At 73.0% G+C, this 21665-nt stretch carries 19 protein-coding genes; 6 read left to right on the plus strand and 13 right to left on the minus strand.

What is annotated here, in order from left to right:
• The first annotated feature begins 74 nt into the window (after positions 1-74).
• The 3 genes from ACH4SI_RS06310 (at position 75) to ACH4SI_RS06320 (ending at position 3824) form a co-directional block, all read left to right on the plus strand.
• Positions 75-2390, plus strand: a complete 2316-nt coding sequence (locus ACH4SI_RS06310; RefSeq protein WP_398293188.1) for a xyloglucanase — start codon at positions 75-77, stop codon at positions 2388-2390.
• A 140-nt stretch (positions 2391-2530) separates the two neighbouring features.
• Entirely contained in the window at positions 2531-3397 is an 867-nt protein-coding gene (locus ACH4SI_RS06315) for a 3-hydroxybutyryl-CoA dehydrogenase (protein ID WP_398293191.1), read from the plus strand.
• 169 nt (positions 3398-3566) lie between these two features.
• Positions 3567-3824, plus strand: a complete 258-nt coding sequence (locus ACH4SI_RS06320; RefSeq protein WP_398293193.1) for a hypothetical protein — start codon at positions 3567-3569, stop codon at positions 3822-3824.
• A 50-nt stretch (positions 3825-3874) separates the two neighbouring features.
• On the opposite strand, the gene ACH4SI_RS06325 is transcribed toward ACH4SI_RS06320, so the two are convergent.
• The 9 genes from ACH4SI_RS06325 to infC all read right to left on the minus strand — a co-directional run bounded on the left by ACH4SI_RS06325 (position 3875) and on the right by infC (position 14329).
• Positions 3875-4405, minus strand: coding sequence for an NUDIX hydrolase (locus ACH4SI_RS06325; RefSeq protein ID WP_398293195.1), 531 nt, complete (start codon positions 4403-4405; stop codon positions 3875-3877).
• 94 nt (positions 4406-4499) lie between these two features.
• A complete protein-coding gene (locus tag ACH4SI_RS06330; protein ID WP_398293197.1) occupies positions 4500-5837 on the minus strand; it encodes a transcriptional regulator in 1338 nt (445 codons plus the stop codon).
• A 169-nt stretch (positions 5838-6006) separates the two neighbouring features.
• A complete protein-coding gene (gene pheT, locus ACH4SI_RS06335; protein WP_398293199.1) occupies positions 6007-8517 on the minus strand; it encodes a phenylalanine--tRNA ligase subunit beta in 2511 nt (836 codons plus the stop codon).
• A complete protein-coding gene (pheS, locus tag ACH4SI_RS06340) occupies positions 8517-9638 on the minus strand; it encodes a phenylalanine--tRNA ligase subunit alpha (protein ID WP_398293201.1) in 1122 nt (373 codons plus the stop codon). Before pheS ends, pheT begins: the two co-directional genes overlap by 1 nt.
• 160 nt (positions 9639-9798) lie before the next feature.
• A complete protein-coding gene (locus ACH4SI_RS06345) occupies positions 9799-11013 on the minus strand; it encodes an ATP-binding protein (protein WP_398293204.1) in 1215 nt (404 codons plus the stop codon).
• A gap of 41 nt (positions 11014-11054) precedes the next feature.
• Entirely contained in the window at positions 11055-11888 is an 834-nt protein-coding gene (locus tag ACH4SI_RS06350; RefSeq protein ID WP_398293917.1) for a TrmH family RNA methyltransferase, read from the minus strand.
• A gap of 974 nt (positions 11889-12862) precedes the next feature.
• Positions 12863-13246 (minus strand): 50S ribosomal protein L20, encoded by a 384-nt coding sequence (rplT, locus tag ACH4SI_RS06355; RefSeq protein ID WP_009713826.1) that lies wholly within the window; start codon positions 13244-13246, stop codon positions 12863-12865.
• 105 nt (positions 13247-13351) lie between these two features.
• On the minus strand, positions 13352-13546 hold the full coding sequence (gene rpmI, locus ACH4SI_RS06360; RefSeq protein WP_361479148.1) for a 50S ribosomal protein L35: 195 nt from the start codon (positions 13544-13546) through the stop codon (positions 13352-13354).
• A gap of 153 nt (positions 13547-13699) precedes the next feature.
• Complete coding sequence (gene infC / locus ACH4SI_RS06365; protein ID WP_398293919.1) at positions 13700-14329, minus strand: translation initiation factor IF-3; 630 nt, start codon at positions 14327-14329, stop codon at positions 13700-13702.
• Between the two features lie 420 nt (positions 14330-14749).
• Here infC and ACH4SI_RS06370 point away from each other — a divergent pair, with 420 nt between their 5' ends.
• Positions 14750-15109, plus strand: coding sequence for a DUF1844 domain-containing protein (locus tag ACH4SI_RS06370; protein ID WP_009713829.1), 360 nt, complete (start codon positions 14750-14752; stop codon positions 15107-15109).
• A gap of 22 nt (positions 15110-15131) precedes the next feature.
• On the opposite strand, the gene ACH4SI_RS06375 is transcribed toward ACH4SI_RS06370, so the two are convergent.
• Positions 15132-15929: an aquaporin gene (locus ACH4SI_RS06375; RefSeq protein WP_398293208.1), complete on the minus strand. Its 798-nt coding sequence runs from the start codon at positions 15927-15929 to the stop codon at positions 15132-15134.
• Positions 15930-16049: 120 nt separating this feature from the next.
• Complete coding sequence (locus tag ACH4SI_RS06380) at positions 16050-16784, minus strand: SseB family protein (protein ID WP_398293210.1); 735 nt, start codon at positions 16782-16784, stop codon at positions 16050-16052.
• Between the two features lie 306 nt (positions 16785-17090).
• Between ACH4SI_RS06380 and ACH4SI_RS06385 the strand changes: the two genes are divergently transcribed.
• Positions 17091-17885: a serine hydrolase gene (locus ACH4SI_RS06385; RefSeq protein WP_398293212.1), complete on the plus strand. Its 795-nt coding sequence runs from the start codon at positions 17091-17093 to the stop codon at positions 17883-17885.
• Between the two features lie 16 nt (positions 17886-17901).
• Here the strand turns inward: ACH4SI_RS06385 and mycP are convergent, their stop codons facing one another.
• The gene (gene mycP / locus ACH4SI_RS06390; RefSeq protein ID WP_398293214.1) at positions 17902-19122 is read right to left on the minus strand and encodes a type VII secretion-associated serine protease mycosin; all 1221 of its coding nucleotides are present in this window, start codon (positions 19120-19122) and stop codon (positions 17902-17904) included.
• Positions 19119-20078 (minus strand): hypothetical protein, encoded by a 960-nt coding sequence (locus ACH4SI_RS06395; RefSeq protein ID WP_398293216.1) that lies wholly within the window; start codon positions 20076-20078, stop codon positions 19119-19121. The genes mycP and ACH4SI_RS06395 overlap by 4 nt, the downstream gene beginning before the upstream one ends.
• Before the next feature lie 381 nt (positions 20079-20459).
• On the opposite strand from ACH4SI_RS06395, the gene ACH4SI_RS06400 reads away from it, so the two are divergent.
• Positions 20460-21656 carry an amino acid deaminase/aldolase gene (locus ACH4SI_RS06400; RefSeq protein ID WP_398293218.1) on the plus strand — a complete coding sequence of 399 codons (1197 nt, stop codon included), beginning with the start codon at positions 20460-20462 and terminating at the stop codon, positions 21654-21656.
• Positions 21657-21665 lie beyond the last annotated feature (9 nt).

Raw genomic sequence — 21665 nt, forward strand, 5'->3', positions numbered from 1 at the left:
GCATCGAATGCACGCACGCATGGGAGCGCTCCCAATACCCATCCCGCACCCCCACGCCCGGAGAGGAAGTTCCCGTGCGCAGCAGAGGCAGGAGAACACCGCTCGGCGCGCTCATGGCCGCGCTGGCACTCGTCGGCGGATTACTGACCGCGGCCGCCGCCCCCGCCGCGGCCCGCCCCGACGACTCCCCCACCCCACAGCACGTGGCGGAAAGCTACACCTGGAAGAACGTCCGCATCGACGGCGGCGGTTTCGTCCCCGGCATCGTCTTCAACCGCAAGGAGAAGAACCTCGCCTACGCCCGCACCGACATCGGCGGCGCGTACCGCTGGGACCAGTCCGGCAAGCGGTGGGTGCCGCTGCTGGACTCGGTGGGCTGGGACCACTGGGGCTGGACCGGTGTGGTCAGCCTGGCCAGCGACCCGGTCGCGCCGGACAAGGTGTACGTGGCCGCCGGTACGTACACCAACAGCTGGGACCCGGGCAACGGCGCGATCCTGCGCTCCTCCGACCGGGGCGCCACCTGGCAGTCGACCGCACTCCCCTTCAAGCTCGGCGGCAACATGCCGGGCCGCGGTATGGGCGAACGGCTGGCGGTCGACCCGAACCGGAACAGCGTGCTGTACCTCGGCGCGCCCAGCGGCAACGGCCTGTGGCGCTCCACCGACTCCGGGGTCACCTGGTCGAAGGTGACGGCCTTCCCGAACCCCGGCAACTACGTCCAGGACCCGAGCGACACCAGCGGCTACGCGAGCGACAATCAGGGCGTGGTGTGGGTGACGTTCGACGAGCGGACCGGCTCGGCGGGCAGCGCCACGAAGACCATCTATGTGGGCGTGGCCGACAAGGACAACACGGTCTACCGCTCGACCGACGCGGGCGCCACCTGGTCGCGCCTCGCCGGGCAGCCCACCGGCTACCTCTCCCACAAGGGCGTCCTGGACGCGAAGAACGGCTACCTGTACCTCACCACGAGCGACAAGGGCGGCCCGTACGACGGCGGCAAGGGCCAGGTGTGGCGGTACGCGACCGCGACCGGCGAGTGGAAGAACATCAGCCCCATGGCGGACGCCGACACCTCCTTCGGCTACAGCGGGCTCACGGTGGACCGCCAGAAGCCCGGCACCCTCATGGTGACCGGCTACAGCTCCTGGTGGCCGGACACCCAGATCTTCCGCTCCACCGACTCCGGCGCCACCTGGACCCGGGCCTGGGACTACACCAGCTACCCGAACCGGTCCTTCCGCTACACCCAGGACATCTCCTCCGTCCCCTGGCTGTCCTTCGGCACCAACCCGACCCCGCCGGAGGTCACCCCGAAGCTGGGCTGGATGACCGAGGCGCTGGAGATCGACCCGTTCGACTCCAACCGGATGATGTACGGCACCGGAGCGACGGTCTACGGCACCGAGAACCTGACCGCGTGGGACTCCGGCGGCCAGGCGAAGATCACGCCGATGGTGAAGGGCCTGGAGGAGACCGCGGTCAACGACCTGGCCAGCCCGCCGTCCGGCGCCCCGCTGCTGAGCGCGCTCGGCGACATCGGCGGCTTCCGCCACACCGATCTCGACACGGTGCCCGCGAAGATGTACGCCTCGCCGTCGTTCACCACGGCCACCAGCCTGGACTACGCCGAGGGCAGCCCGAACACCGTGGTGCGGGTGGGCAACAACGACACCGCCCCGCGCATCGCCTTCTCGACCGACAACGGCGCCAACTGGTTCCAGGGCACCGAGCCGCCCGGCGTCACCGGCGGCGGCACGGTGGCCGCGGCGGCGGACGGCAGCGGCTTCGTCTGGAGCCCCGACGGCGCGTCGTCCGTCTACCGCACCACCGGCTTCGGCAACTCCTGGACGGCGTCGAGCGGCATCCCGGCCGGGGCGGCGGTCGAGTCCGACCGCAAGAACCCCAAGACGTTCTACGGCTACAAGTCCGGCACCTTCTACGTGAGCACCGACGGCGGCGCGACCTTCACCGCGAAGGCGTCGTCCGGGCTGCCCGCCGAGAGCGTCCGCTTCAAGGCCGTACCGGGCGCGAAGGGCGACATCTGGCTCGCGGGCGGCACCGCGAGCGGCGCGTACGGGCTGTGGCACTCCACGGACTCCGGCGCGACCTTCACCAGGCTGCCGGGCGTCCAGCAGGCCGACACCATCGGCTTCGGCAAGGCCGCCCCCGGCGCCTCGTACCAGACGCTCTACACCAGCGCGAAGATCGGCGGGGTGCGCGGCATCTTCCGCTCCACCGACGCCGGGAAGAGCTGGACCCGGATCAACGACGACACCCACCAGTGGGGCTGGACCGGAACCACCATCACCGGCGATCCACGGGTCTACGGCCGGGTCTACGTCGGCACGAACGGCCGCGGGATCCTGCGCGGAGACGTGTCGTAACGGCTCGGTCGGCACACCGTGAGCACCGGGCGGCCGGGGCGCGACGATGCGGCCCCGGCCCGTCCGCCGTGCCCAACCGGGGGGTAACGTCTGGGCGACAGGGGGATCACACAGACAGCTAGCTCAGCGAAAGGCACGATGTGACCGACATCGAACGCGTCGGAGTAGTGGGCTGCGGCCAGATGGGAGCGGGCATCGCGGAGGTGTGCGCGCGGTCCGGCCTGGAGGTCAAGGTCGCCGAGACCACCGGCGAGGCCCTGGAGATCGGCCGCACCCGCCTGACCACCTCCCTCGACAAGGCCGCCGCGCGCGGCAAGATCACCGAGGAGGAGCGGGACGCGACGCTGGAGCGGCTGAGCTTCACCACCGACCTCGGGGAGTTCGCCGACCGCGATCTGGTCATCGAGGCCGTCGTCGAGAGCGAGCAGATCAAGACGGAGATCTTCCAGGTCCTGGACCAGGTGGTGACCCGCCCGGACGCGATCCTCGCCTCGAACACCTCGTCCATCCCGCTGGTCAAGCTGGCCGTCGCGACCTCCCGCCCGGACCAGGTCATCGGCATCCACTTCTTCAACCCGGCCCCGGTGCAGTCGCTGGTCGAGCTGATCCCGGCGCTCACCACCGGCGAGGAGACCATCAAGCGGTCCGAGGCGCTGGTCCAGGGCGTGCTCGGCAAGCACGCGATCCACGCCCTGGACCGGGCCGGTTTCGTCGTCAACGCGCTGCTGATCCCGTATCTGCTGTCCGCCATCCGGATGTTCGCGTCCGGTGTGGCCACCCGCGAGGACATCGACAACGGCATGGAGATGGGCTGCGCCCATCCGATGGGCCCGCTCAAGCTGTCCGACCTGATCGGCCTGGACACCATCGCGGCGATCGCCGACTCGATGTACTCCGAGTACAAGGAGCCGCTGTACGCCGCTCCCCCGCTGCTGCTGCGCATGGTCGACGCGGGCCGGCTGGGCCGCAAGACGGGCTCGGGCTTCTACGAGTACGACTACGCGTAAAGCTGTAGGCGTACGCCGGGGGCACACGGCGGCGTCCGCTGTTCGCACGGGGTGTGCGCCGGTGACTCACACACAATCCCCACACACTCTCCCGCGCCGTCCCGTCACGCGGTTGACTCGGAGCGTGAACAGTGCAGCACGGACGTACAGCCGGAAGGGGAGCAAACCCGTGACCACCGAGCCCGAGCAGACCGCGTTAGCCGTGGAGCTCGCGGAACTCCGCCGGAGCGTCGAAGTGGGCTTCGCCCGCGTCGACGGCCGGCTCATCCTGCACGACCACCGCGGAGAGCAGTCGGAGGAGGAGCTGGACCAGCTTGCCGGGCGCGTCCGCGTCCTGGAGCACGGACGCTGGCCGCTGCCCTCCATCGCCGCTCTGACGGGGGTATCCGCGCTGGCGCTGGCGGTGTGGCAGGCGGCGGGACACTAGCCGTTCGCGGCCAGTCGCCCCGTCACCTGCCGTGACCCGCGCGGTGGGGTTCAGCCCAGGCGGATGTGGTGGAGCAGCAACAGGGCAGCCGCCATGTTCGCCGCGGGCACCTCACCGCGCGCGACCAGGTCGGGCACCAGCTTGAGCGGAACCCATTCGCGGCGGTCCGACTCGAAGTCGTCCTCCGGGGGGCCTACGTACTCGGCGTCCTCGGCCCAGTAGATGTGGTGCCGGGCGTCGGTGAGCCCGTTGGACGGCTCCACGGAGAGCAGATGGCGCAGCGGGCCGGGGCGCCAGCCGGTCTCCTCCTCCATCTCGCGCGCCGCCGCGCCCTCGATGTCCTCACCGTCCTCGACGACGCCCGCGGCCAGTTCCCAGCCCCAGTTGTCGGTGATGAAACGGTGCCGCCACAGCAGCAGTACTTCGTTCGCCTCGTTGACGGCCGTCGCCACGGCCACCGGCCGCAGGCGGATCAGATAGTGGTCCAGATGACGGCCGTCGGGGAGTCTGACGTCAGCGAGGTTGACCCGGAACCATCGGTTCTCGTACACGGTCTGCTCCGTGAGATTCTTCCATCGCATTGGTCGGCCACCTTCCGTCGGAGAGATGGCAATCCTCGCGGCCAACCGCTGACGAGGGTGCGGCCACGATGCGGGGCCGCGGTGGCGGCCGCGGTCAGAACGGAACGCGCAGGGCTCCGTCGATGAGTTCGGCGGCCTCGGACGTCGCGGCGCACCCGCTGGTTGCCAGGTGCTCGCGTACCGCGCGGAGCCGGTCGCGTAACCGCTGGGATTCCATGCCGCGGGCCCGTTCGGTCATCTCGACCGCCGTGGCGCCCGCCCGGTCCGCGTCTCCCTGCCGCAGTTCGATGTGGGTGAGCATGGCGAGCCGGTGCACCCGGCCCCGGTCGTGGGCGGGCGTGCCGACCGCGGCGGTGGCGTGCTCCCGGGCGGCGCCGAGGTCGCCGAGGCTGAGCAGCGCCTCCGCGACCTGGATGTTGACCAGGCCCGGCTGCACATAGCCGGTCTCGTCGGGTTCCTGGCCGGGTCTGATCCGGTCGGCGGCCGTCTCGGCCCGCCGGATGCAGGCCAGCGCGCTGTGCCCGTCGCCGAGCCGCGCGTACGACTTGGCCTGCATCGCGTACAGGTCGGCGGCGAGCGCCGGGGTGATCTGGGACCCCGCGGCGCGCAGCGCCGATTCGGCGAACGCGACGGCCTGCCGGTGCTCCTTCATGAACAGGGACTGGGTGACGAGCAGCGCTATCACATACGCGCCCAGGCCCCGGTCGCCGCTGGCCTTGGCGAGCCGCAGCGCCTGGTGGAAGTAGCGCTGGGCCAGGCCGTGGGCGTTGGAGTCGTACGCGCAGATCCCGGCGATGGCGACCAGCCCGCCGGTCGCCCGGTGCAGCTGGCGGCCCATGTCGTCGCCGTAGCTGCCGCGCAGCAGGGGCGCGGTCTCGGAGTTGAGGAACCCGACGACCCGGGCTCTGGTCGCGATGCCGCCGGCCTTGCGGTACATCTGCTCGTAGTGGGCGCGGGCGGCGCGCAGCATCTCGATGTCGGTCATGGACACGCGCGTGAGGCCGTGGCGGGAGACGTCCGAGTCCTCGGGCGGGTTCTCCCATTCCCACACCGGGATCACGGCGGGTGTGCCGGTGACCGCGGGGGCTCCTATGACGTGCGGACGCTGCTGTTCGTCGGAGCGCCACAGCGCGGTGGCGCGCTCCACGAAGCCGGACAGCGGGGTGGCGGGGGCGCGCGGGGTGCCGGGGGTGCCGAGGCCGATGTCGTCGAGGGTGAGGGCACGGTGCAGCCGCTCGCCGAGCACCTCGCAGATGAGGTCCGGCACTTGGCCGCGCGGCCGCTGTCCCTTCAGCCAGCGGGCCACCGCGGTGTGTTCGTACCGCAGCTTCATGCCCCGCGCCCGGCCCGCCTCGTTGATGTGCGCGGCCAGTCCGGCGTGGGAGATTCCGGCCTCGTCGAGTACGGAGTCGAGCAGTGTGTTGGGCTCCATGTCGCCCTCCCGGTGGACTCTGCGCCTATGAGCGTAGTGAAGTCCGTTTCACACGGGGTGTGAAGCTCACGAGTTCAACCCGACCATCGGCCCGCACCCGCCGACGAAACCCCAGGTGGCAGCGCGAAGGGGCGCACCCCGGCGATGGGTGCGCCCCTTCGTGGGGTGGTCAGGCGCCGCGCAGCGTGGCGCCCGTGCGCTCCGCCGCCGCGGCCACCGCCGCGTCGCGGGCGACGGCGACCTCGTCGGCGGTCAGCGTGCGGTCCGGGGCGCGGAAGCGGAGCGCGTACGCCAGGGACTTCTTGCCCTCGCCCAGCTGCTCGCCGGTGAAGACGTCGAACAGGCGCAGCGATTCGAGCAGTTCGCCCGCCCCGTCCCGCAGCGCCTTCTCGACGTCGGCCGCGGCGGCCGAGTCGTCCACCACGAGGGCGACGTCCTGGGTGGCCACCGGGAAGGCGGAGACGTGCGGGGACGTCACCGCGCCACCGCCCGCCCGCTCCAGGCGGTCCAGCTCGATCTCCATCGCGCAGGTGCGCTCCGGGAGGCCGAGCGCCTTGGTGACGCGCGGGTGCAGCTCGCCCGCGTTGCCGACCAGGATCTCCTCGCCGTCGACGACGGCGAGGAGCGCGGCGCAGCGGCCCGGGTGCCAGGGGTCCTGCTGGTCCTGGCGGACGATCAGCTCGACGCCCGCCTCGCGGGCCACGACGCGGCCCGCCTCGACGGCGTCGGCCCAGCTGACCGGGATGCCGGGGCCCCACCAGCCGGCCTGCTGCCGGTCGCCCGCGAGGACGGCGGCGGCGCGCCGCGGCTGGCTGGGGAGGGCGGCGTCGAGCTGGGCGATCTCCTCGTCCGTCGGCCGGTGGTCGACGGGGAGGCGGACGGCCGGGGGCTCGTCACCGGTGGCGCGGAAGACCAGCCCGGTCTCGAAGAGCGCGAGGTCGTGCTCACCGCGCCCGGCGTTGCGGCGCAGGGCGGCGAGGAGTCCGGGCAGCAGGGTGGTGCGCAGCGCGGGCTCGGTGTCGGAGAGGGGGTTGACCAGACGGACCAGGTCGCGCCGCGGGTCGTCGGCGGCGAGGCCGAACTGGTTCAGCACCTCCTCGCCGATGAACGGGTAGTTCAGCGCCTCGACGTAGCCGGCCCCGGCCAGCGCGCGGCCGACGCGGCGGTGCAGCCGCTGACGCTCGGTCAGCCCGCGGCCGGAGGGCGGCTGCGGCAGGGTGGAAGGCAGGTTCTCGTAGCCCTCCAGCCGGATGACCTCCTCGGCGAGGTCGTTCGGGTCGCGCAGGTCGGGCCGCCAGCTGGGCACGGTGACGGTGAGGTCGTCCGCGCCGTAGACGTCGCAGCCGATCTGCTGGAGGCGCCGCACCACGGTCTCGCGGCCGTAGGCCACGCCCGCGACCCGGTCCGGGTGGTCGGCGCGCAGCGTGATGGTGTGCGGGGCGCTGGGCGAGATGATCTCGGTGACGCCCGCCTCGGCGGTGCCGCCCGCGAGCAGCACCAGCAGGTCGACGGTGCGCTGCGCGGCCGCGGAGGTGGCCTGCGGGTCGACGCCGCGCTCGAACCGCTTGGACGCCTCGGAGGACAGCTTGTGGCGGCGGGCGGTGCGGGCGATCGAGACGGGGGCGAAGTGGGCTGCCTCGATGACGACCTCAGTGGTGCCCGCCGCCTCGGCGGCGTCCGCGATCTCGGTGTTGGCGCCGCCCATGACTCCGGCGAGGCCGATCGGCCCGCTGTCGTCGGTGATGAGCAGGTCCTCGGCGTCCAGGACGCGCTGGGTGCCGTCGAGGGTGGTGAGCTTCTCGCCTGGCTCGGCGCGGCGCACGCCGATCGCGCCGGTCACCCGGGCGCGGTCGTAGGCGTGCAGCGGCTGGCCGATCTCCAGCATCACGTAGTTGGTGATGTCGACGGTGAGCGAGACGGGCCGCACGCCCGCCTTCTGGAGCCGGCGCCGGAGCCAGATCGGGGAGTGCGCCTCGGGGTCGATCCCGGTGACCGTGCGGGCGGTGAAGCGGTCGCAGCCGAGCGGGTCGGCGACCTTGACCGGGTAGCCGTGGCTGTTGGGCGCGGGCACGTCCAGCAGGGCCGGGTCGCGCAGCGGCAGCCCGTAGGCGGTGCCGACCTCGCGGGCGATGCCGCGCATCGACAGGCAGTAGCTGCGGTCGGGGGTGACCGCGATGTCCAGGACCTCGTCGACGAGCTGCAGCAGCTCGATCGCGTCGGTGCCGACCTCGTGCTCCGGCGGCAGCACGATGATGCCGCCGCTGCCGTCGTCGCCCATCCCCAGCTCTTCCCCGGAGCAGATCATGCCCTCGGAGGTCTTGCCGTAGGTCTTGCGCGCGGAGATCGCGAAGCCGCCGGGCAGTTCGGCGCCGGGCAGTACGACGACGACCTTGTCGCCGACGGCGAAGTTCCGGGCGCCGCAGACGATGTTCTGCGGCTCGCCGGTGCCGTTGGCCTGAGCGACATCCACCTGGCAGTAGCGGATGGGCTTCTTGAACCCCTCCAGCTCCTCGATGGCCAGCACCTGGCCGACCACCAGCGGGCCCTTGAGGCCGGCGCCGAGCTGCTCGACCGTCTCGACCTCCAGGCCGGCGGCGACAAGTTTGGCCTGCACGTCGCGGCCGGTCTCACCGGCCGGCAGGTCGACGTACTCCCGCAGCCACGAAAGCGGGACCCGCATCAGATCTCCATCCCGAAGGGCCGGGTGAAGCGCACGTCACCCTCGACCATGTCTCGCATGTCTTCCACGTTGTGCCGGAACATCAGCATCCGCTCGATGCCGAAGCCGAAGGCGAACCCGCTGTACTTCTCCGGGTCGAGACCGCAGGCGATGAGCACCCGCGGGTTGACCATGCCGCAGCCGCCCAGCTCGATCCAGCCCTCGCTGGAGCAGGTGCGGCACGGGCGGTCCGGGTTGCCGACGGACTCGCCGCGGCACACGTAGCACCGCATGTCCATCTCGGCGGACGGCTCGGTGAACGGGAAGAAGTTCGGCCGCAGCCGGGTGGTCATGCCCTCGCCGAACAGCGCCCGCACCATGTGGTCGAGCGTGCCCTTGAGGTCGGCCATGGTCAGGCCCTCGTCGATGGCCAGCAGCTCGACCTGGCTGAAGACGGGGGTGTGGGTGGCGTCCAGCTCGTCCGTGCGGAACGTACGCCCCGGGCAGATCACATAGATGGGCGGCTCCCGGTCGATCATCGACCGGATCTGCACCGGCGAGGTGTGCGTACGCAGCACCACGCCGGACGGCTCACCCTCCTCGGCCCCCTGGACGAAGAACGTGTCCTGCATCTCCCGGGCGGGGTGGTCCGGCGGAAAGTTGAGCGCGTCGAAGTTGAACCACTCCGCCTCGACCTCCGGGCCCTCGGCCACCTCGTAGCCCATGGCCACGAAGACGTCCTCGATGCGCTCGGAGAGCGTGGTGATCGGGTGGCGGGCGCCGGCCGGGATGCGGTCGTACGGCAGCGTGACGTCCACCGCCTCCTCGACCAGCACCCGGGCGTCGCGCTCCGCCTCCAGCTCCGCCTGCCGGCCCTTGAGTGCCTGGGTGACCTGGCCGCGCGCCTGGCCGACGCGCTTGCCCGCGTCCGCCTTGGCGTGCGGCGGCAGGGCGCCGATCTCGCGGTTGGCGAGGGCGAGCGGGGAGCGGTCGCCGGTGTGGGCGACCTTCACCTCGCGCAGCGCTTCGAGGTCCCCCGCGGCGGCGATGGCGTCCAGCGCCTCGTCCCGCATCCGGGCGATCTCTTCCGGTTTCAGTGCCTCGACCTCGACAGGGTCGTACGACTTATTGGGTGCCGACATCTCTTCCCGTGTTTCCGTTCGCTGGCTGCGCGACCCCGCTCGAAACGGCTGCGACGCTTGCGACCACAAAGCGACCGCATGCATGGACGCCAAAGGTGCCAAAGCCCGAGTCTAAGGGGCGCAGGGGGTCTGCTGTTCCGGGGGAAGCCCGTGGGGACCGTCAGGCCAGATAGGCCGGGGTGCCCACGGGCAGCGTAAATCGGAACTCGGCGCCGCCCCCGGCGGCCCGTCCGACGGTGATCGTCCCGCCGTGCGCCTCGACGATGCCCTTGACGATGTAGAGCCCGAGGCCGGTGCCGCCGCGCTTGCTGCCCCGCCAGAAGCGGGTGAAGACGCGGCTCATCGACTCCTCCGGGATGCCTGCGCCCTCGTCGCTCACGGTGATCGCGGTCCTTTCGACAACGGGGCCGTCCGCCGCGGGCCGGTGCGATGCGGGGGCCACCTCGATGGTGACGGTTCCCTCGCCGTGGCGCACCGCGTTTTCCAGCAGGTTGCCCAGCACCTGATCGATCTTGTCCGGATCGGCCCACAGGCCGGGCAGCGGACCCCGCACCTTGATCATGAAGCGTTCGGCGGTGTGCCCGGCCGTGCTGAGCGCCTGCACATGGCGGCGCACGGCGGCCGCGACGTCCACCGGCTGACGGCGCACCTCCAGCCGGCCGGAGTCGATCCGGGAGATGTCCAGCAGTTCGGCGATCAGGCGGGTGACGCGGTTGGCGTCGGAGTCGACCGTCTCCAGCATCAGCCGCTTCTGGTCGTCGGTGAACCGCTCCCACTTGGCCAGCAGGGTGGCCGTGAAACCTTTCACGGAGGTCAGCGGGGAGCGCAGCTCGTGCGCCACGGTCGCGATCAGCTCGGCGTGGCTGCGCTCGGTGCGCCGCCGGGCCTCGGTGCCCCGCAGGGAAACGACGAGGCGGCGCACGGGGCCGGTCGGCCGCTCGCGTACGTAGCGGGCCGAGACCAGGACCTCGTGGCCGCCGGGCAGCAGGAGATTGCGCTCGGGCTGGCCGACGCGGGTGGCCAGCCCTCCGTACGGATCGGTCAGCGCCCACCAGCGCCGGCCGTCCAGGTCCTCTAACGGAAGCGCGCGCTCCAGCCGCTGGCCGATGGCGTCCGCGGGGCGGATGGCGGTGATGCGGCCCGCCGCCGCGTTGAAGCAGGTGACCCGGCCCGTCTCGTCGGCCACCACCAGGCCGTCCGGCAGATCGTCCGGGTGCAGGCCGAGCGCGGCCAGCGCCTCGTACGGGTCGTGCGCCTGGTGCGGCCGGTGTCCGCCGTCGTGTCCGCCGTCGTATGCGCCGGGGCCCGGCAGCTTCCGTCCGGGCGCGTGGGCATCGGCCGCGGCCGCCCTGGCGCCGGAGGTCCTCACGTCCATCCCCACACCCCCTCCTGGGCCTCGTGTGGGGGCAAACCCTACTAGGTTCCGGTCACGGAACGGCACCCTGTGGGAGCGCGCTGCGCACGAGCGGAGGCGTAGAGGCACACGGCGGCGGCCGTCGCGAGGTTGAGGCTCTCGGCTCTGCCGTGGATCGGAACGCGCACCACCTCGTCCGCGAGTGCGCGGGTAGCCTCCGGCAGCCCCCAGGCCTCGTTGCCGAAGATCCAGGCGGTGGGTGCGCCGAGCACCCCGTCGTCCAGCTCCGCGTCCAGATCCCGCTCCCCCGCCCCGTCAGCGGCGAGGACCCGTGCCCCGGCCGTGCGGAGGCCGTCGACGGCCTGCTCGACGGGTACGCCGGTGGCCACCGGGAGGTGGAAGAGCGAGCCCACGGAGGCGCGGACCGCCTTGGGGTTGTACGGGTCCACGGAGGCGTCCGTGAACACGACCGCGTCCGCCCCGGCGGCGTCCGCGCACCGCAGCACGGTCCCGGCGTTGCCGGGGTCGCGGACGTTCGCGAGGACGGCGACCAGCCGGGGGCGGGTCCGCAGGATCTCCTCGAACGGCGAGTCCAGGAAGCGGCAGAGGCCCACGATGCCCTGGGGGGTGACCGTGTCGGACATCTCCGCGATCACGTCGTCGGACGCGGTGAGGACCGGGATGCGGGCGGCGCGGGCGGCCTCGACGATGCCGGTGTGCCGGGCGGCGGCGTCGGGCGTCGCGTACACCTCGACCAGGTGCGTGATCGCCTCGCGGACGGCCTGCGGGCCCTCCACGATGAACCGGCGCTCCTTGCCGCGGAAGCTGCGCTTGGCGAGCCGTCTGGCCGCGGTGACGCGCGGCGATCGCAGGGACGTCAGCTCGGGGGTCGCCATGGGGTGCGCCTTCTTCTTGTGCGGTGTGGTGGTGGGCGCGGGCTGGTTCTTCCCCACCCCGCCCCTACCCGAACCCGGGGCAAGCCCCGGACCCCGGGGGTCGGCCCCGGGTGCGTCGCCCCGCGACGCGGGGCAGCTGCCCCCGGCTGAGCAGGGCGCATCGCGGCTCCGCCGCCGACGCCGTAGCCGCCGGGCTGCGGGACCCGCCGCGCCGAGGGTACGACGGCATGACCGGGCAGGCGGCGCCTGGTTGCGGAACCCACGGCGCTGACGCGTCGCGGCTCCGCCGCCGGCGCCGGTTGCGGAGCCCGCCGCCCTGAACGCATCGCGGCACCGCCGCTAGCGCCAGGTTGCGGGCCCCCGCGGCCCGCGCCAGGCTGTGCGGCCCGCCCCAGCAGGTTGCGCGGCCCCACCCCGCCAGGCTGCGGAGCCCGCGCCGCGCCAGGTTGCGGCGCCCGCCGCGCCGCTGCGCCTGGCCGGGCGGGCGGCGCGTCGCGGCTCCGCCGCTGGCACCTGGTTGCGGAGCCCGCTGCCCTGAGCGCATCGCGGCTCCGCCGCTGGCGCCTGGTTGTGCGGCCCACCCCACCAGGCTGTGCGGCCCGCCCCGCCAGGCTGCGGGACCTGCCGCGCCAAGCGCATCGCGGCTGCGCCGCTAGCGCCCGGTCGTGGGCAAGGCCCGTCGGACGCAATCGCCCGGCAGGTTGTGGGAAATCGACGCGGAGGGGGCACCTCCCAGCGGTAGCTGGGGGAGGAACGGGTGGGCACAACCCGGCCACCGGGCCGCACCCGGCAGCGCGCCCCCGAGGGGCACAGCCGGACGCCGGGGCGCGCCCGGCAACGACACCCCGAGGGGTACGGCCGACGCCGAACCGGCCACCGGGCAGCACCCGGCCACGCGCCCCCCGAGGGGGCACGGCCGATGCGCGCGGACCCGCAGGTGAGGATCCACCTGCGGGTCCGGCTCAGGTCGAGCGTCAGGCGGCCTTCGGCGCGTTGACATCGCTCGGCAGCGCCTTCTGCGCCGCCTCGACCAGCGCGGCGAACGCGTTGGCGTCGTTGACCGCGAGGTCGGCGAGGATCTTGCGGTCCACCTCGATGTTGGCGGCCTTCAGACCCTGGATGAAGCGGTTGTACGTCATGCCGTTGGCGCGGGCAGCAGCGTTGATGCGCTGGATCCACAGCTGGCGGAAGTCGCCCTTGCGCTTCTTGCGGTCGTTGTAGTTGTAGACCAGGGAGTGGGTGACCTGCTCCTTGGCCTTGCGGTACAGGCGGGAGCGCTGGCCCCGGTAGCCGCTGGCCTGCTCGAGGATCGCCCGGCGCTTCTTGTGGGCGTTGACTGCCCGCTTGACGCGTGCCACTTGGTTAACTCCTTGTACGGGGCCGCGGGTGACTCACGCGGCCCGGAAACGAATAGGTCCGGGTCGGCCTGGCGCGCGCCCCGCCGGTTCGGCGGGGCGGGTGCGTCACTTGCCGAGAAGCTTCTTGATCTTCTTGGCGTCGGCCGGGGCCATCTCGACCTTGCCCTCCAGGCGGCGCGTCAGCGTGGACGGCTTGTGCTCGAGAAGGTGGCGGCGACCGGCGCGCTGGCGCATGACCTTGCCGGAGCCGGTGACCTTGAAACGCTTGCTGGCACCGCTGTGCGTCTTGTTCTTCGGCATGTCGCCGTTCACTCCTCGTCGGGGGGGCGCGTCCGGGCGGGCGGGGCGCGGCGGAGACCGCGATCCGGCGTACGGAAGCGTCATGTGTTTCGGTTGATGTCCGGAACCACACGGTCCCGGGCGGGGTCGGCGGTCGAGGCTCGCGCCTCGAGGTCACGCCTCGGCGGGCTCCTCGGCGGGTGCCTCGGCGGGCTCCTCCGCGTGGCCGACGCCCTGGCGCTCGGCCTTACGGGCGGCCTGAGCCTCGCGGGCTTCGGCCATCGCCTCGGTCTTCTTCTTGTGCGGACCGAGAACCATGATCATGTTTCGGCCGTCCTGCTTGGGGTTGGACTCCACGAAGCCCAGATCCTGGACGTCCTCGGCGAGCCGCTGCAACAGCCGGAAGCCCAGTTCGGGCCGGGACTGCTCACGGCCACGGAACATGATCGTGATCTTGACCTTGTCGCCCTGCTTGAGGAACCGGACGACGTGACCCTTCTTGGTGTCATAGTCGTGCGGGTCGATCTTCGGCCGGAGCTTCATCTCCTTGATGACCGTGTGCGCCTGGTTCTTGCGCGCCTCACGGGCCTTCATGGCCGACTCGTACTTGAACTTTCCGTAGTCCATGAGCTTGCAGACCGGCGGGCGAGCGTTCGCCGCCACCTCGACGAGGTCGAGGTCGTACTCCTGCGCAAGCTCCAGGGCCTTGGCAAGCGGCACAATGCCGACCTGCTCGCCACTGGGACCGACGAGTCGCACCTCGGGGACGCGAATCCGGTCGTTGATGCGGGGCTCGGCGCTGATGGATCCTCCTCGGTTGCACCACGCGACCGCCTGGCGGACTGCCGCGTTACGTCTGTATAGAGACCACCGAGCCGAGAAGCACAAAACACCCCGGACGGTACACAGGCGGGGCTCCTCACTGACCGGGAGCACCGCCGCGATGTCACCGCGGGGCGCAGCCTGACCGATGACCTGTCGGCCGGAAGCCGAGAGGTGGGAGTGCGGAGCCTCCACTTGTGGGCCGGACACGCGAGTGACCGGCCGGTCGTTTACCTACGATACCAGGACCAGCACGGGATGCTCACCGGGCGTACGGCGGCCGGGTACCGGGGCCCGTCGCCCATGTCACACACCTGGTTTCCCCCGACCGGTACGAGCGGCCCTCCAGCGGCGTCCTAGGGTGGAGCCCATCATCCACCAGGAAGCGAGCCATCCACCACCATGAGCGACGCCAACAGCGGGCAGCCGGCCCCCGACTTCGACCGTATGACCCGTGACATCGCGGACGTACCCGCGGTCGAGGTGATCACGACGGTCGCGGTGCACCTGATGAGCGCCGCGGCGGTGAACCTGGGGCTGGCCGAGGAGGGCCCGCAGCACAAGGACCTGGACGAGGCGCGCAAGCTGATCAGCGCGCTCGCCGGTCTGATCACGGCGAGCGCCACCGAGATCAGTTCCTTCCACGCGGCCCCGCTCCGGGACGGCCTCAAGTCGCTCCAGCTCGCCTTCCGTGAGGCATCGGCCGTCCCGGACGAACCGGGCCAGGGTCCGGGCGAGAAGTTCACCGGCCCGGTCTTCTGACGGAAGACTCGGCGGCCCCGGGTCACGCCGCCTCCGGCCCCTTCGCCTCGGGTCCGCCCGCCTCGGGGCGGTGCCCGCCGCGCTTCCGCCCCCACGGGCCGGGCCGCGGCGTCGTGGCCTGCTCCTCCTCGGCCTGGCCCGCCGGGTGCAGGTGCGTGAACCGGTGGACGACGGCCGCGAGCACCCCGCCGACCATCGGCGCGACCAGGAACAGCCACAGCTGCGAGAGCGCCCCGCCGCCCGCGAACACCGCCGGGCCGAGGCTGCGCGCCGGGTTCACGGAGGTCCAGGTCAGCGGGATGCCGACCAGGTTGACGGCGGCGAGCGCGAGCCCCACAGGCACCGGTTCGACGCCGGTCATCGTCACCCGCTGGGTCACCGTGAGGAAGACGAAGACCAGCAGGAACGTGAGCAGGACTTCGGCGAGGAAGGCCCCGCCCGCGCCGATGCCCACCGGGGACCGGCCGCCGTAGCCGTTGCTGCCGAACGCCTCGTACGTGCGCAGCCTCGGCACCTGCTTGGCGAGCAGGTAGAGCACGGCGGCGCCGACGATCCCGCCGACCAGCTGCGCGACCCAGTACTCGGCGGCCCTGCGGACGTGGATCCGCCCGGCCAGCAGCATCCCCAGGGTGACCGCCGGGTTGATGTGGCAGCCCGAGATGCGGCCGAACACGTAGGCGATCGCGATGAAGAGGAAGCCGAAGGCGAGCGAGATGCCGACGGCGTTGATGTAGTCGCCCGCCAGAACCAGGGAACCGACCCCGAAGAGGACCAGCAGCGCGGTTCCGGTGAACTCCGATACGACCGTTCTCGTCTCCATGGCGTTCTCCTCGCATCGCTCGGACCGCCAGTTGCCCTATGCATTGTGGGGCGTATCGGGGGATTTCGCCTGCCGGTGACCGCTGCGTCGCAGGTCAGCGGCGGTTTGACGGGGCCGGGGTCAGCGGCTGAAGAGGGGGTCCCCGGGCACCGCCGCGTCCGGCGGCAGCAGCGCCAGGGTCAGCCCGCGCACCAACCGGGCCCGCAGCGTCTCATCGGCGGCGAGCCGCCCCGCCACCCGCTGCGCCGTCTCGCGCGCCGGGGCGTGCGGGGCCAGGGCGAGCGCCAGCATGCCGTCGGCGTCCGCGGCCGGGGCCAGATGGGCGCGCACCACCTCCGGTTCGGCGGCCAGCACGGTACGTACCGCCTCGGCGACCGCGGGGTCGGCCAGCGGATCGGTGCTGGTACGGCCCTCGGCCAGGGCGAGCAGGGCGGGTCCGGTGAGCTGGTACGGCACCGGCCCGGCGAGGTCCAGCACCACGGTGTCCGCCTTCTCGTGCGCGGCCGCTTCCAGCGCCTGCCGCAGCGGTACGGCGACGGGCCGGGCGTCCGGGCGCCAACGGGCCAGGGACTCCAGGGACGTGAACGCGGGCAGGGCGCGGCGGCCGCCGGGCGCCTCCAGCGTGGGCACGGCCATGTCGCTCGTCTTCTCGCGGCGCAGCCCCTCGGGCCCCTCCTCGACCTCGCCGAGCAGGGCGACCACGGGCACGAGCAGCCGCGCCTCGGCGAGCGCGGACAGCACCTCGGGTTCGGCGGTGCGGTCGTCGGCCCAGGCGGCGAGCGCCGCGGTCAGGCGGGCGTCGGCGGAGCCGTCGTCGTCGGAGAAGCCGGGGTCGGGAATGTTCTTGAGCGCCACTCCATGAGGGTATCGGGGCCGCCGTGAGGTCTTTCTCATGGGTTGTTCATCACCTTGTGTCCCATCGCGCGGCGGGGGCGTCTAGCCTCCCCCTCCATGGAGACCGACACGTCAGGGGGGCTGACCCGGGGCCGCGGCCCCGGTAGAAGAGCGCGCCGCCCGGCCGTGATCGCGACCGTGGCGGCGCTGTCGCTGCCCCTGCTGGGGTGTGGGGCGCCCGCCGGTTCACCCAGTTCACCGGCGAGGACCCAGCTGCGGCCGAGCGCCGGCCCGCGGTGTGCGGCGGGCAGCATCCAGGGAGGCGGCATGGAGCGGGTGACCGGGGTCGGGGCGCCCTCGACGGCATCGGCGGCGCCGCCCGCCACGTCGGCCCGTACGCTGCGCGCGGCGCTTGACGACGCGCTGGCCCCGGTGACGCGCGCGTGCGACGGGGAGTTCGCGGTGGCCCTCCTGGACATCCGGTCGGGGGCGAGCGCGACGTACGGCAACCGCCTGTACGACACGGCGAGCATCGTCAAGGTCGGCATCCTCGCGGCGCTGCTGCTCAAGACGCAGGACGAGCGGCGCGGGCTGACCGCGAAGGAGCGCGACACCGCCACCGTGATGATCGAGCACAGCGACAACGACGCGGCGAGCGCGCTGTGGAAGGCGATCGGCGGCGCCGACGGGCTCGACGCGGCGCAGCACCGGCTGGGGCTCACCCAGACCCGCGGCGGCCGGGCGGGGCTGTGGGGGCTGACCCGGACCACCGCCGCCGATCAGCTGCGGCTGCTGCGCGCGGTGTTCGGCCGCGGCTCGGCGCTGAACGCGGACTCCCAGGCGTACATCCGTACTCTGATGGGGCGGATAACCACCGGCCAGGACTGGGGTGTCTCGGCCGCCGCCGACGCGGGCGCCGGGACGCCGTTGAAGAACGGCTGGCTGCCGCGCAGCACCACCGGGCTGTGGGACGTCAACAGCATCGGCCAGGTCACCGCGAGCGGGCGGACCTATCTGGTGGCGGTGCTCTCCGACGGCAGCAGGAACATGAACACCGGCGTGGCCCTGGTCGAGCAGGCCGCACGGGCCGCCGTGGGGGCGGCCGGCGCGCTCGGCGCGTAAGCGCGTTAGGGGGCGCTCAGCGCTGAGGGGGCGTACGGGGCGTCATCAGGCGCCGCAGGGCGCGCGGGGCGCGCAGCGGTCCCGAGCCGCGCCACAGAACGATCGCGGCGGCCACCAGGCCCGCCCCGGCGAGGGTGGCGAACAGCGCCGTCTCGTTGACCCCGCCCTCGTCGCCCGAGGCGCGGGTCCGGCCGGGTCCGTCGCCGAAGAAGCGCCGTGACGACGCCGCGGCGGCGGGCTGCTGGGGCTCGGGTTTCATCGTCGCCGCGGCCTTGAGGGCCGCCGCCGCGTCCACCACGCCCGCGCCCAGCTCATCGCTGTGGCCGCCGGCCGGGCGGCTGCGGGCGGTCCGCTCCAGCACCTGCCGGACCTGGCGCGGGCTCAGATCGGGGTGGGCGGAGCGGACGAGGGCGGCGGCGCCGGAGACGAAGGCGGAGGCCGCGCTGGTCCCCCAGCCCTCGTAGTAGCGCTTGTCGGGGTCGGCGATGACCACGTCGACGCCGGGCGCGGAGATGCCGGCGTACCAGCGGCGGGTGGAGAAGGCGGCGCGGTTGCCGTAGCGGTCGACGGCGGTCACGGCGATCACGCCGGGGTAGGCGGCCGGATAGGAGACGCGGTCGCCCTTGTCGCCGCCGTTGCCCGCGGAGGCGACCACGACGGCGCCCTTGCGCAGCGCGTACTGGACGGCGGCGTCCTCGGCGGGCTCGGGGTGGGCGGACGCGCTGTCGTCGCCCAGGGACAGGTTGATCACGTCGGCGCCGTGGTCGGCGGCCCAGCGGATGCCCTTCGCGAGCGCGTCGCCCCGGGAGCTGCGCGCCTTGGCGCGTTTCGGGTCGCCGTCCTCCAGGATCACCCGCACCGGCAGGATCTCGGCCTTGGGTGCGACGCCCAGCACGCCTTCGCCGCCGCCCGCGCCGTGTCCGCTTCCGGCGATGATGCCCGCCATCGCGGTGCCGTGCCGGGCCCAGGGGCAGTCGCCGCGCTCGGCGCCGAAGCCGATGAGGTCCTTGCCGGGCAGCACCTGCCCCTTGAGGTCGGGGTGCTGGTCGTCGACGCCGGTGTCCAGGACGGCGACGGTCGTGCCGTCGCCCTTGGTGGTCTGCCACGCCTGGCGGGTGTGGATGGCGTCGAGCGCCCACTCCTGGGCCTGGATGCCATCGGCTTGGGCGGGGGCGACGGGCACCAGGGTCAGCCCGGCCGCGGCGAGGCTCACGGCGATGCGCCGCGCGGTCTTCATGAGGCGGTCCCCGGCTTCAACGTCTCTTCCGGTGTCTCCGGCGCCCCCGGGGCCTCGGACAGGGCGCGACGGAAGGCGTCCTCGGCCGCGTCCGTGACGCCGCGAGCGTCGTTGCCCAGGCCGGACTGGGCGGGGGCGGAGGTCGCGCCGCGCCGGGTGGCCTCGCCCGCCGACTCCGGGTCGGTGACCTTGCGGCCGTCCGCGAAGCCGGAGACCGCGTAGAGGACGGCGGGCGCGTCGGTGAGGATCCGGATCCGCCAGCTCGCGCGCTGGTCGTCGCCGAAGCGGGCCGCGGCGGTGCCCTTCCTGGCGTACGGACGGGGCATCAGGTCGGCGCGCTCGGCGAGCCTGTCCTCGGTGAAGCGCTGCCGGAGGGCCTTCATCCCGGCGGTGTCCGCCGAGGTGATCAGCAGGCCGACGGTGGTCACGCTGGTGCTGGTGGCGTCGGTGTAGGTGGCGCGCAGCAGGCGTTCGCAGCCCACCGGGGAGAGCGCCTTGGTGAGCAGCGGATCGAAGCCGCCGCCGCAGCTGCTGTCGGGGGCGACCGCGATCCGGGTCCAGAGGCGGTCGGCGCCGCCGGGGCCGTCGCCCTTGCCGCGCAGGGTGCGGGGGAAGAGGTCGTCCACCGGGACGCTGTGCCAGGCGGCGCGCGCCTTGGCGTAGCTGTCGGCGGTCGAGGGCGCCGCGCCGGCGCTGTCGCCCAGCCAGCTGCCGGCCGCGGCGCCGACGAGCAGTCCGAGGCCGAGGACGAGGGAGACGGCGGCGGCCACCGTACGGCTGCGCGGGCGGTAGTGGCCCGTTCCGGCACTGGGTGGGGTGAGAGGGCGCGGCGGTATGCGCGGTATGTCGGCGGTGAACGCATTCCGGCCGGAGTTCCGGCCGCCGCGGGTGGCGCCCCGGAGGAAGGGCACCTTCGCCGGGACGCCGAGCACAGGGGTGTCCGGGTCCGGGACCACGCCGGGCGGACCGAATACCGGTGGGCCGAAACCCGGCGGGGCGCTGGGTGGCGTGACGTTGCGCGGTGGGGGCGCGGACCGGGGCGTGGGCGCGGTGCGCGGGGGGTGCGCAGGGCGAAGTGGGGGCGTACGAGGAGAAGAGTGCGCCTGTTCCGCGTCCGCGTTCACCGGCACCCCCTCGCGCCCATCGAGACCTGGTTCACGTCGCTCCGACCGGTTCGCCGCGCCGCCCCACCGCCTTTCGGGCAGGCGGCCCGAATACGGACATCACGCCGCTGACCTGCCGGTCGTGGCGTGCGCGACACTCTACGGGGCACCGGGCACCCTCCGCACCGGCCGCCCTCTACCCAGCGGTAATCGCGGTCTGGCAAGCTTCACGACATGTCCTCTTCCGCCGCTGACCGGGCCCGTTACGACCGGGCCACCGCCCATCTCGAAGCACCCGTGGCGATTGTCGACCTGAGGGCCTTCGACGACAACGCACGGGACCTGGTGCGCCGGGCCGGAGGCAAACCGATCCGGGTGGCCAGCAAGTCGGTGCGGTGCCGGGCGCTGCTGGAACGGGCCCTGGCGCTGGACGGCTTCGCGGGCATCATGAGCTTCACCCTCGCCGAGTCCCTGTGGCTGGCCCGCGAGGGATTCGACGACGTCCTGCTCGCCTATCCGTCCACCGACCGGGACCGCTACGCCACGCTGACCAGCGACCCCAAGCTCGCCGCCGCCGTGACCGTGATGGTGGACGACATCGCCCAGCTCGACCTGATCGAGAGTGTGCGCGCCGGGACCGAAGAGGTCCGGGTCTGCCTGGAGTTGGACACCTCGCTGCGGATGCTGGGCGGCCGGATCCGCGTCGGCGCCCTGCGCTCCCCGCTGCGCACCCCCGAGCAGCTGGCCGGGCTGGCGCGGGCGATCGAGCGCCGCCCCGGCTTCCGGGTGGTCGGGCTGATGGGCTACGAGGGCCATGTGGCAGGGGTGGGCGACGCGGTGACCGGCCGTCCGCTGCGCTCCCGCGCGATCCGGCTGATGCAGAGCACCGCGCGCCGGGAGCTGGCGGCCCGCCGGGCGGCGGCGGTCCGGGCGGTACGGGAGGTGGCGGACCTGGAGTTCGTCAACGGCGGCGGCACGGGCAGCGTGCAGCACACCGCCGCCGAGGACGCGGTGACGGAGATCGCCGCCGGGTCCGGGCTCTACCAGCCGCGGCTGTTCGACAACTACACGTCCTTCCGCGGGCGTCCGGCCGCCCTTTTCGCCCAGCCGGTGGTGCGCCGGCCGGGCGTGGGCGTGGTGACCGTGCTGGGCGGCGGATATCCGGCGTCCGGGGCGGCGGGCCGGGACCGGCTGCCGGTGCCGTATCTGCCGGCGGGGCTGGCGTACGACCCGCAGGAGGGCCCGGGCGAGGTCCAGACCCCGCTGCTGGGTACGGCCGCCGACGATCTGCTGATCGGCGACCGGGTGTGGTTCCGGCACGCCAAGGCCGGTGAGCTGTGCGAGCGTTTCGCGACGCTGCACCTCGTCGAGGACGACCGGGTGGTGGACTCCGTGCCGACGTACCGGGGCGAGGGCCACACGTTCCTGTAGCCCTCCCCC

Source organism: Streptomyces sp. NPDC021212 (assembly GCF_044332925.1).
GTDB lineage: Bacteria > Actinomycetota > Actinomycetes > Streptomycetales > Streptomycetaceae > Streptomyces.

What these genes read in the sequence shown, in the direction of transcription:
- ACH4SI_RS06325 (WP_398293195.1), bottom strand. Translation starts at nt 4,405, where the DNA reads ATGCGATGGAAGAATCTCACGGAGCAGACCGTGTACGAGAACCGATGG.
- ACH4SI_RS06330 (WP_398293197.1), bottom strand. Translation starts at nt 5,837, where the DNA reads ATGGAGCCCAACACACTGCTCGACTCCGTACTCGACGAGGCCGGAATC.
- pheT (WP_398293199.1), bottom strand. Translation starts at nt 8,517, where the DNA reads ATGCGGGTCCCGCTTTCGTGGCTGCGGGAGTACGTCGACCTGCCGGCC.
- pheS (WP_398293201.1), bottom strand. Translation starts at nt 9,638, where the DNA reads ATGTCGGCACCCAATAAGTCGTACGACCCTGTCGAGGTCGAGGCACTG.
- ACH4SI_RS06345 (WP_398293204.1), bottom strand. Translation starts at nt 11,013, where the DNA reads ATGGACGTGAGGACCTCCGGCGCCAGGGCGGCCGCGGCCGATGCCCAC.
- ACH4SI_RS06350 (WP_398293917.1), bottom strand. Translation starts at nt 11,888, where the DNA reads ATGGCGACCCCCGAGCTGACGTCCCTGCGATCGCCGCGCGTCACCGCG.
- rpmI (WP_361479148.1), bottom strand. Translation starts at nt 13,546, where the DNA reads ATGCCGAAGAACAAGACGCACAGCGGTGCCAGCAAGCGTTTCAAGGTC.
- ACH4SI_RS06370 (WP_009713829.1), top strand. Translation starts at nt 14,750, where the DNA reads ATGAGCGACGCCAACAGCGGGCAGCCGGCCCCCGACTTCGACCGTATG.
- ACH4SI_RS06375 (WP_398293208.1), bottom strand. Translation starts at nt 15,929, where the DNA reads ATGGAGACGAGAACGGTCGTATCGGAGTTCACCGGAACCGCGCTGCTG.
- ACH4SI_RS06385 (WP_398293212.1), top strand. Translation starts at nt 17,091, where the DNA reads ATGGAGCGGGTGACCGGGGTCGGGGCGCCCTCGACGGCATCGGCGGCG.
- mycP (WP_398293214.1), bottom strand. Translation starts at nt 19,122, where the DNA reads ATGAAGACCGCGCGGCGCATCGCCGTGAGCCTCGCCGCGGCCGGGCTG.
- ACH4SI_RS06400 (WP_398293218.1), top strand. Translation starts at nt 20,460, where the DNA reads ATGTCCTCTTCCGCCGCTGACCGGGCCCGTTACGACCGGGCCACCGCC.